The sequence below is a fragment of the Clostridia bacterium genome (genome assembly GCA_017394805.1).
Classification (GTDB): Bacteria; Bacillota; Clostridia; order Christensenellales; family CAG-1252; genus RUG14300.
On record JAFPXC010000001.1, the window covers coordinates 38,174 to 47,754 of the forward strand.

General features: G+C 51.8%; 10 protein-coding genes. 3 read left to right on the forward strand and 7 right to left on the reverse strand.

From position 1 onward, the window contains the following. Window positions 1-716: 716 nt before the first annotated feature. Genes II896_00145 through II896_00155 form a run of 3 tightly spaced genes read right to left on the reverse strand, consistent with a single transcriptional unit; the run spans window position 717 to window position 2,395 of the window. A complete protein-coding gene (locus tag II896_00145; GenBank protein ID MBQ4443055.1) occupies window positions 717-1,469 on the reverse strand; it encodes an ABC transporter permease in 753 nt (250 codons plus the stop codon). Continuing rightward, on the reverse strand, window positions 1,462-2,196 hold the full coding sequence (locus II896_00150) for an ABC transporter ATP-binding protein (GenBank protein ID MBQ4443056.1): 735 nt from the start codon (window positions 2,194-2,196) through the stop codon (window positions 1,462-1,464). The genes II896_00145 and II896_00150 overlap by 8 nt, the downstream gene beginning before the upstream one ends. Continuing rightward, window positions 2,183-2,395 (reverse strand): AbrB/MazE/SpoVT family DNA-binding domain-containing protein, encoded by a 213-nt coding sequence (locus II896_00155; protein MBQ4443057.1) that lies wholly within the window; start codon window positions 2,393-2,395, stop codon window positions 2,183-2,185. Before II896_00155 ends, II896_00150 begins: the two co-directional genes overlap by 14 nt. A 159-nt stretch (window positions 2,396-2,554) precedes the next feature. Between II896_00155 and II896_00160 the strand changes: the two genes are divergently transcribed. Continuing rightward, on the forward strand, window positions 2,555-2,995 hold the full coding sequence (locus II896_00160) for a cupin domain-containing protein (protein MBQ4443058.1): 441 nt from the start codon (window positions 2,555-2,557) through the stop codon (window positions 2,993-2,995). 97 nt (window positions 2,996-3,092) lie between these two features. Here the strand turns inward: II896_00160 and II896_00165 are convergent, their stop codons facing one another. Together II896_00165 and II896_00170 are read right to left on the reverse strand one after the other, a co-directional pair. Beyond that, window positions 3,093-4,247, reverse strand: coding sequence for a phosphatase PAP2 family protein (locus tag II896_00165; protein MBQ4443059.1), 1,155 nt, complete (start codon window positions 4,245-4,247; stop codon window positions 3,093-3,095). Between the two features lie 239 nt (window positions 4,248-4,486). Then, window positions 4,487-5,002 carry a TetR/AcrR family transcriptional regulator gene (locus tag II896_00170; protein ID MBQ4443060.1) on the reverse strand — a complete coding sequence of 172 codons (516 nt, stop codon included), beginning with the start codon at window positions 5,000-5,002 and terminating at the stop codon, window positions 4,487-4,489. A gap of 150 nt (window positions 5,003-5,152) precedes the next feature. On the opposite strand from II896_00170, the gene II896_00175 reads away from it, so the two are divergent. Both II896_00175 and II896_00180 read left to right on the forward strand, forming a co-directional pair. After that, on the forward strand, window positions 5,153-6,295 hold the full coding sequence (locus II896_00175) for a pectin acetylesterase (GenBank protein MBQ4443061.1): 1,143 nt from the start codon (window positions 5,153-5,155) through the stop codon (window positions 6,293-6,295). Between the two features lie 18 nt (window positions 6,296-6,313). Then, on the forward strand, window positions 6,314-7,345 hold the full coding sequence (locus II896_00180) for an alpha/beta hydrolase (protein ID MBQ4443062.1): 1,032 nt from the start codon (window positions 6,314-6,316) through the stop codon (window positions 7,343-7,345). A 333-nt stretch (window positions 7,346-7,678) separates the two neighbouring features. Here the strand turns inward: II896_00180 and II896_00185 are convergent, their stop codons facing one another. Together II896_00185 and II896_00190 are read right to left on the reverse strand one after the other, a co-directional pair. Beyond that, window positions 7,679-8,080, reverse strand: coding sequence for an acetolactate synthase (locus II896_00185; protein ID MBQ4443063.1), 402 nt, complete (start codon window positions 8,078-8,080; stop codon window positions 7,679-7,681). A 15-nt stretch (window positions 8,081-8,095) separates the two neighbouring features. Continuing rightward, on the reverse strand, window positions 8,096-9,406 hold the full coding sequence (locus II896_00190; protein ID MBQ4443064.1) for a phenylacetate--CoA ligase: 1,311 nt from the start codon (window positions 9,404-9,406) through the stop codon (window positions 8,096-8,098). Window positions 9,407-9,581: the final 175 nt, after the last annotated feature.

Here is a 9,581-nt window from a genome sequence, read left to right on the forward strand (position 1 = left end):
AAATGCTAAACTCAATGCCTTTTTAGGTTCCGTTTTGACGGAGAAGTGCCACCTCGGTGGCATTTTTTTTAGATTGCACCTAAGTTCATCGTTATTTCTTCTCGTATGTAGTTTAATTTAATACTATATTACCTCTCCACTTCAGGATACACAATCTCTCGGGTACAGTCAACGCAAAGATGTCCGTTTATTCGGATAATACAGCGATTTTGGTTCGGAAAATAATAATCGTGATATCATAATAGGCCGAAACGATGCGCCCGCATCTATATTTTAGCAGGTTTTATTATAAAAACAAGCCAAAAATCAAAAAATTTTTGTTGCATTTTTTCATTTTCCGAAACCCATTGAAAATTCGGTTAATATGGAGTTTGGATATTCATAATAATATGCTTCGTTTTATATCGACAGCGCCCGTTGGTGCGGTGTATAATATCCGTGTCTTAAATGACTGGATACCGACTTCGGTATGCTCTTCGCCCCATAGAGACGATGTTAGCAGTCCCACTGTGTCATACTCGGGGCATATTTATTCTCGCCCCTTTAGGCGGCGGACTCTCTGCCCGTTCTTTCGTCCCCGTTGTTGGAAGCGGAATAGAGTTTTAACGACGCCAAACGCATAAAAACAGGAAGAGAAATCAATCTCTTCCTGCTGTGCGTTTTTTTATAGAGTGGACCCAACGGGGGTTCACTTTAGACGCTTGCACGTTTTGTCGTTATTGGGCTTTCATCTTGCGGCGGAAGGCGAGGATGGCGACCACCTGAACGACCACGGTGTAGGCAAGCACGATGAGGAAGGGCGCGAGGACGTCCGCAAAGGGGTCGGCGGTGCCGTTGACCACGTTTTGGAGCGCCATCGTGACGTTCTTGAAGGGTAGGACGCGCATAACGACGAGGATGCCTTTGGGCAAGCCCTCGATGGGAAACCACATACCCGACAGAATGGATTGTCCCGTGATGACGATGGAGCACACGCCCCCGATGGCGCGTTCGTTGCACACCGAGCCGAAGAGAAGTCCCAGCGCGATATACAGCACCGAGGTGACCACGCTCATCAAAACGCCCCATATCATGCCGACGCTCCAGAAGGTGGGGTCGATGATGCCGCCGACCACGAAGAACAGGACGGACTGTACGAGGCTGAACGGCAGCAAGGCGACGGTATAGCCCAAGATAAACTCGTACGATTTGGCGGGGCTGACGTAGAGGCGGGTGAGGAAAGAGGACGAGCGGTCCAACGCCAAAAGTATCCCCGTGAAGAGGGTGAGAAAACTCTGCGCAAAGCCCACGATACCCGTGGCGAGATAGCGCATTTCGAACTGCGCCGTCATGTTGTGAAAAATATAGTAGAACAACACTTCCATCACCAAGGGAAGTCCCAACATAAAGACGAGGCCCAACGGCTCGCGCACGAGTTCTTTGAGGTTACGCGCAGCCAATACGAACACGCGACGGCACGAATTACGCATATACGTCACCCCCTTCTACGATACGCACGAAGGCTTCTTCCACGTTGGACGCGTTCGTTTTGGCGTACAGTTCTTCTTTGGTTCCCACGAAGAAGAGCCGCCCGTCTTTCATGACGCCTATGCGGTCGGCGAGCGCCTCGGCTTCTTCCATATAGTGGGTGGTCAGTACGATGGTCACCTTGCCCTTGAGCGTTTCGATGACCTTCCACAATTCACGCCGCGCCAGCACGTCCAAACCCAACGTCGGCTCGTCCAAAAACAGCACCTTCGGATCGCTCACCAACGCCAACGCGATGGACAACTTGCGTTGCCACCCGCCCGACAGTTTGGCGGCACGCTTGTCCTTGACCGAGTCCAATCCAAAGCGCTCGTAGATGGTACGCAAAGTCTCGGCCACCTGCGCCTTGTCCTGTCCGTTGAGTCGGGCGTAAAAGCGGATATTCTCTTCCACGGTCAATTTGCGAGCGACAGCGGTCTCCTGCATGGATACGTCGATACGCTGCTTGACCGCCGACAGTTCTTTGGTGACGGAGTGTCCCATCACGTACGCTTCGCCCTCGGTGGGCGTAGACAGCCCCGTCAACATTTTGACGGTCGTGGTCTTGCCCGCGCCGTTGACGCCCATCAGCGCAAACAGTTCGCCTTCCTCTATCGTGAGGTCGAGCGAGTCCACCGCCACCGTATCGCGGTATCGTTTGGACAATCCTATCGTCTCAATGGCCGCCATCGTCTACGATACCTCCCATCAGTTTGTAAAACTCGTCGGCTTTGACGAGCGCAAGCCCGCGCGTGCGGTCGCCCATCACCATGAGGGTATCGCCCTCGTTGATGTCGAACATTCGCCTGGCCTCTTTGGGCACGGTGATCTGTCCTTTCGGCCCCACACGAACGCTGACGATAAACCTATCTTCTTGCACGTCTTTCATAATTTCCTCTTATTTTTCTTAGTTTTCTTATATTATATCGCGTTCACAGCGATTTGTCAAGACGTTGCGAGCCGATTGTCGGAATTTGCCGACCTCTCCATGAAACGCGGATAGAACGCCCATTCCGTAGGGCGACATACAATGGAATAAGGAGGGATTATGCAAGAACAAGAACCTATCACGAATCAAACGCAACCCGAACCGCGATCCGCCGCGGGCGAAGTGCTCAACGTCAGCCAAATCACCTGCGCCAACCCCTATTATCGCAAGGAAATATGGACGGGCGATTATATGCAGTTGACCGTTATGAGCATCCCCACGGGCGGCGAAGTGGGGCTGGAACGACACGAAACCTTCGACCAAATGCTGCGCGTGGAGAGCGGCGTGGGCACGGTCTACATGGGCGCGACTAAGCAGGAAGTCAAATTCGTGGGCTACGCCAACGCGGACAGCCTCATCCTCGTGCCCGCTGGCACGTGGCACAATGTCCTCAACGACCAAAACCGTCCGCTGAAACTCTACTCGGTGTACGCGCCGCCCCATCATCCGGTGGGCACGTTGCAAAAGACGAAATTCGAGGCCGACCTCGCGGATTATTAGCAAAACGAACGCAGACGAAAAAGGGCTATGCCGACCGAATGGTCGATATAGCCCCTATACGTCGTATGCTTTTTGCGACCAAAAGGCCGCCGATGCCTCAGTCTTTCGGCAAATCTTCCGCGAGCGCTTCGCCTTCCTCGTCCGTGGCCTCCGCCGCATCCTCCTGCACGACTTCTCCCGTCGTTTCGGGCGCGGCCGCTTGCGCTTCGACTGCGGCTTGCTTGCCGAACAAGGCCTTGACGTGGCAACCCTTGCACACGAATATCTCGCGCATGATCATCGCGCCCGCAAAGGCGATGGTACCGCCGAACAGCACGTCGCTCATAAAGTGCGCGCCCGCCACGATGCGGCTGACGGCCACCAAACCGACGTAGGCGACGGTGCACAGCCACAACGTCAACTTAACGCCTTTCTTCGCGCACTTCTCGGACACGTACGGCAACCCCAACAAAGTATAAATCATACCGGCCGAGAACGTGTGTCCGCTGGGGAAGGACTTGCAGGTATCCGACGCCACGATGATGGCGGCCTTGGTCTCGGCGGTAGAGGCGACGATGCCGTCCGCCGTCAGGACGCGCTTACCGTTGAGGACGTACCAGCGCGTATAGTAATCGAAGTCGCCGAGGTAGTTCATCGTGCGGAAACGCGCTCTACCAACGGGCCCCTTGATGAAGTGCGGCACGAAGAAGAAGATCATCGTGCCCACGATGGCGATGGCCCACCAGATCATCTTGTCGTTGGTGCTCTTGGCGATGCGCCCCCAGGCGACCAACAAGCAGACGGCGGGCATAGCGCCCACGACTACCGAAACCGCGGTGAGGTATCCCGCGCCGGCCAATTTGTGCGCGGCCAAAACCAAACTGCCGTCGGTGAGGTTGGCGCCGATATACTCGGCGGCATAGCCGAACAAGTCCTTGACAGTCAGCGTAAAGCCGGCCACGGCCGCCGCTATGCCGATCACGGACAAGATGCGCAACTTGCCGCTCTTACGCCAGAAAAACCAAAAGACGATAGCGCCCGCAATGGAACCCATCAAATAGATGGGGCAGCACCCGATCGTCTCGAAAAGCAGAGCGAATCCGTTGTGCGAAATGTATTCTCCCTCGCTCAAACTGTGCTTGGTGAGGATGCGGCTGATATCGAGGTCGTAGAACGTGGCGACGACCGTCAACCCCGCGAAGACGACGGCGAAACACGCCAACGCGATGATCGTCTTGGCACGAAGCGAAAGTTCTTTGGACGTTTTGAGCATATTCTTTCTCCCGTAAAAAAGATTATCCACACACGATGGATATTATAATTATACGCCACCCGCCCGCGTCTGTCAATAGCGCACTTTTCGCAAAAAACGAAAAAGCCGCCCATTCAGAGCTGTTCCATTAGGGATTTTACAAAAAACTAAAATTCAAAGGTAATCGCACTTTCAAGCGGTCAAAAAAAACAGGCATTCGGAATGTTCCGAGTGCCTGTTTCTTTTTTTTGTCATTCGTATCATTCTCCGGCTTTGTAATCGGTACGCCTTCTCAAAAATCCGGCGACGTATGCGGGGGGATCGGTCATGCCTCGCCGGATCCATTCGTTTACAAGTCCGCAAATAATGCCCGAAACTCTCGCCGTCAGATAGGCTTGTTCTTTGTCGATCAGACTGCGACCGCCTTTCGCACAATCGAAAACGTGCTTTTCAAATGGATAGTACAAACCTTTTTGATAGACGAGCAATAGTTCTTCTTTCATGGTAAGCAAATGCTCGAAAACGCTCGTTTCCACCTCTTTTTCACCGTAGAGGAACGTCTGCTCGTTTTCCTTCCACCAACTTTGCGTTTTATCCATGAAATAGGAATAGATCACATTCTCAAACGAATTGAAATTCCGATAAAACGAACTGCGGCTCACGCCCGCTTTCGTAACCAGATCCGTGACCGAAATCTCCGATAATTCTTTCTCTTTCAATAGGATAAACAGCGCTTGAATGATGGAATCGGTAATGATAACGTCTTTTCTTTTCATAATGGCTCCTTTTTTGCGACAAATCGCCGATCTTGTTTCCTTATGGCTGTAATTTCGCCGATTTTCTTGATTTTGTTTTTGTCTTATGATACAACTGTATCGCAAAGCAAATTCAAATGCAACACTTTTTTGAAAAAAGGAGAAATTTTTATGGCTGAACATGTAAAAAAGAAAAAGAAACATGTGGTGCTTATTGTAGTCTTGGTGATTGTAGCAGTCATTATTGCAGTAGGCGTCGTCGCGACCGTCCTTCTGAAAAAAACGATCTTTATGAGTTACCCGGAATTGAATGGAACGCCGGAGGTCGGTCAATGGTATCAGGTGACGCCCGAAGGGACCATCTCGTCCAACGGAACCGAATGGCACGGTATTTTCAGAAAGGGTACGGAAAACAAAGTCGTCGTCTATTTCTTCGGCGGCGGGGTAAGCATCACCCCCGAAACCTCTGAGCAGGGGAAAACGTTTTTTGCGGTCGATATGACGGCGCAGAACTTTGTTGCGCAGGGCGGGATCGGAAGCACTGCGGAAGACAACCCATTCAAAGATTGGTCGTTTATCGTCATTCCGTATGCTTCCGGGGATTTCCACACGGGAACGGGTGAATACCGTTACACGTCCGACGGAAAGGAAAAGACCGTTTATCACCACGGTTATACCAACTATGCCGCAATGGTGGAAACCGTCAAACCGTATATCGGAGAACCGGACGCCTTGCTTGTAACGGGTTTTTCTGCGGGCGGTTTTGCAACGTCGCTGCTTGCGGACGACGTGATCGACCGTTTCCCCTCGGCAAATAACGTTACGGTCTGCGTGGACAGTTCGCTTCTTCTGTACGACGGTTGGCATGAAACCGCACGGGACCTTTGGAAGTCGCCGGCGGAAATTACGGAACGGCTCACAACGAACAACATCGTTCTCGACAGTCTGACAGCCCTTTCCAACAAGCGCGGCGACAGCGTGAAAATTCTGTTTGATTGCTCGTACAGAGACGATACCTTACAACAATATCAAGGGTATATCAACAACGGGAAAATGGAAAAGAACAAGGCAAACGGCGATCGGTTCCAAGCGGATCTGAAAGAAATGGTCGCCGGACTGAAAACAAACATTCCGAACGCCGGTATTTATATATGGGACTATAAAGCAGACGTGGAAACCAAAAACACGCAGCACACCATTATTTCAAGCGATTTCCTTGTGGAACTGGAAAGCGGGAAAAGCATTGCCGATTGGCTAAACGACGCGATCAACGGAACGGTTCGGTCTTATGGGTTGGATTTGTTGGATAAATAATATTCGGAGACAAGCATAATGGAAACAAAGAAAAACCATAAAGGACTTATAATCGCAGGCTCCATTATCGGATCGTTTCTGCTCTTACTGTTTGTTTTATTTTTCGTACTTACAACGCATACGCAGATCGTGGTCGGGCTGATCCAGAAAGCAACTTACGGCGACAAATCGTTTAATTCTTACGAGCCGTATTATGAGCCGATCAACGGGTTAAAGGAAAACGGACAATATCTGATCAGTGAGATCAAATACGATACGGAATATCCAAACAGTTATCTCGATATTACCTATCCGGACGGTGATTTGGCCGCCGATCGCCCGACGCTAATCTATTTCCATGGCGGCGGTTTCTTTGCCGGGAGCAAAAACATGGGTGATCCGCTTGCCGCAAGCGAAGCGACGGCGCTCCTTGACGATATTTGCACGCAAGGATACAACATTGTCAACGTCGATTATGCGCTTGTTCCCGCGGCGCATTTTCCCGTTCCGCTTATTCAGGCGAACAGGGCGTTTGCATATCTGCTTGCACATCAAGACGAGTACCATCTTGATATGGACAATATAGTTATTATGGGTAGTTCTGCCGGCGCGATCATATCCAGCCAAATGGGAAGCATCGTTACAAATCCCGAATATGCGGACCTTCTCGGTATAACGCCCACCCTAAAACCAGAACAAGTAAAAGCGGTCGTTCTCGACGACGCGCCGCTTGATTATAATCATTTTGATCTTGCGACGAAAATGCTTGTCGGCAATTATGTTAAAGGCAGTATATATCTGAACAAGGAAGAAATAAAAAAATATAACAATATCGGTAGTCTTACCGCAAACTATCCTGCCGCCGTACTTCTCGGCAGTGAGTACAGAAACGATATGAACGTCATGCACAAAGAGTTGGATAGCCTCGGTTGTGAGCATATTCTCGTCGATCCGTATGCGGAACACGGTGTTCAGAAACCGCATTGCTTTGTTGCGGAAGAACGGGTTGACGCAATTGCAAAAGACGCATTCGATAGAATGATGGATTTTATAAACAACAAAACGAAATAAGTAGTTAGCCTACTACACCAAACGTTGTTTGGTCGTAGGCTCTGCGAGGCTTTTTGTCCACCGAACAAAGTCGAGATGACTATTTCTACGCACCTATTTCGCACAACAAAAAACGGTGAATCGAAATCATGTACAACTTTGTCGGAGCCGTTGAAATCCCCGACTTCGACTGAAACAAACAAGAGAAAAGGTGGCATCACGCCACGCCTGATTTTCAAAGGACAGCCTTACCGAAAATTCCCTAATGGAAGTGCGATTCTACGGACGACTTTTTGATTGTTTTCGTATTATTTTCACCGAACGACGGAAGATACCGCCGCCGCTTGCCCCGCCTTACAGCGTGGCGCTTATCCCCGCCGCACGGAGGGCCGCCATTGCCTTTTCGTTGTCGTCCACGCGGAAGACCATCATCGCCTTGCCTTCTTCGGAAGAGGTGAATGCGTAGGCGTATTCCACGTCGATATCGCCGCCCAACGCGGCCATGATCTTGGCCAAACTGCCCGCCTTGTCCTCGGTCTTGACGACCAGCACCTCGGTCACCTTGACGAGGTAGCCGTTGTCGGTGAGCGTCCGCACGGCCACGTCCACTTCGTCGGTAGCCAAACGCAGTATGCCGTACTCCACGCTGTCCGCTATGCAGAGCGCCTTCAAGTTGACGTTGCGGGAGGCGAGCAACTCGGTCACCGCCGCCAATTTACCTTTTTCGTTCTCGATAAATACGGATATTTGTTTCATACGATTCTCCTTGCCTTAGTCGTGCAACTTGCGTTTGTCCACCACGCGCACCGCTTTCCCCTCGCTGCGTTCGATGGTTTTGGGCGCCACCAAATGCACCTTGGGGTTGATGCCGAGCATGGTTTTCATCGCCGAAGCGAGTTCTTTCTCCTTGGACGCCACTACCTTGATCGTGTCGTCGAATTGCTCGGGATCCATCTCGACGTACACGTCGAACGTGTCGGTATTGTTCACCCTATCCAATTCGATGCGGTAGTTGGGCGTATAGCCTTGCTCCAGCAATACGGTTTCGATTTGGGAGGGGAAGACGTTGACGCCCCGTATAATGAGCATATCGTCGCTTCTGCCCATGGGCTTGCACATCTTGATAAAGGTACGCCCGCACCCGCACTTGCACCGATTGAGGACGCAAATATCCCGCGTGCGGTAGCGCAAGAGGGGAAACGCCTTTTTGTCCAACGACGTAAACACGAGTTCGCCTTTCGAGCCCTCGGGCAGCGGCTCCAAGGTGTTGGGGTCGATGATTTCGGCGTAGAAGTGGTCCTCGTTGATATGCATACCCGATTGCTCGCTGCACTCGAAGGCCACCCCCGGGCCGCTCGTCTCGGTCAGACCGTAGATATCGTAGGCCTTCAGCCCCAACGACTTCTCGATATCCCTGCGCATCTCTTCCGTCCAAGGCTCCGCGCCGAAGATACCCGCTTTCAGTTGGATATCGTCGGGCGTCAATCCCATTTCTTTGAGCGTTTCGCCGATATAAGCCGCGTAGGAGGGCGTACAGCAGAGGATGGTCGCGCCGAGGTCGCGCATAAAGGTGATTTGCCGCTCGGTATTGCCGCTCGACATGGGCAAGGTCAAACACCCTACCTTGTGTGAGCCGCCGTTCAACCCCGCGCCGCCCGTAAAGAGGCCGAAGCCGTAGGCGATTTGGCACACGTCGTCCTTGGAGCCGCCCGCCGCCACGATGGCACGGGCCACGCAGTCGTCCCACAGGTCGATATCTTCCTGCGTGTAAAAGGCCACCACGCGCTTGCCCGTCGTGCCGCTCGTGGAATGGATGCGCACGCACTCGGACAAAGGTACCGCCAACAAGCCGTACGGATAGGCGTCGCGAAGGTCGGCCTTGCTGAGGAAGGGCAACTTGCTGATGTCGTCTATCGACCGTATATCCTCGGGCTTCACGCCCTTTGCGTCCATCAAATCGCGATAGTACTTCACGTTGGCGTAAACGTGCGCCACTTGCTTGACGATTTTGGCGTTCTGTATCGCCCGTATCTCCTCGAGGGGCGCCGTTTCTATTTCCTTTTGATAATAATCGTTACTCATAAGTTTTACCCGAACTTTTCGTATATTTCCGTCCTTCGACGGCTCTATTTCAATTTTATCATATCGTTTTTCCCCGTGTCAAACCGTAGAAGAGAGCAAATCAATTATATTTGGCGGTTTTCCGCCTCGAAATCGCCCGATAAACCCCACGCGCGCAAGCGGCAAACCGCCGCGA

Coding starts and splice junctions, on each gene's coding strand:
- II896_00145 (MBQ4443055.1), bottom strand. CDS start 1,469: ATGCGTAATTCGTGCCGTCGCGTGTTCGTATTGGCTGCGCGTAACCTC.
- II896_00150 (MBQ4443056.1), bottom strand. CDS start 2,196: ATGGCGGCCATTGAGACGATAGGATTGTCCAAACGATACCGCGATACG.
- II896_00155 (MBQ4443057.1), bottom strand. CDS start 2,395: ATGAAAGACGTGCAAGAAGATAGGTTTATCGTCAGCGTTCGTGTGGGG.
- II896_00160 (MBQ4443058.1), top strand. CDS start 2,555: ATGCAAGAACAAGAACCTATCACGAATCAAACGCAACCCGAACCGCGA.
- II896_00165 (MBQ4443059.1), bottom strand. CDS start 4,247: ATGCTCAAAACGTCCAAAGAACTTTCGCTTCGTGCCAAGACGATCATC.
- II896_00170 (MBQ4443060.1), bottom strand. CDS start 5,002: ATGAAAAGAAAAGACGTTATCATTACCGATTCCATCATTCAAGCGCTG.
- II896_00175 (MBQ4443061.1), top strand. CDS start 5,153: ATGGCTGAACATGTAAAAAAGAAAAAGAAACATGTGGTGCTTATTGTA.
- II896_00180 (MBQ4443062.1), top strand. CDS start 6,314: ATGGAAACAAAGAAAAACCATAAAGGACTTATAATCGCAGGCTCCATT.
- II896_00185 (MBQ4443063.1), bottom strand. CDS start 8,080: ATGAAACAAATATCCGTATTTATCGAGAACGAAAAAGGTAAATTGGCG.
- II896_00190 (MBQ4443064.1), bottom strand. CDS start 9,406: ATGAGTAACGATTATTATCAAAAGGAAATAGAAACGGCGCCCCTCGAG.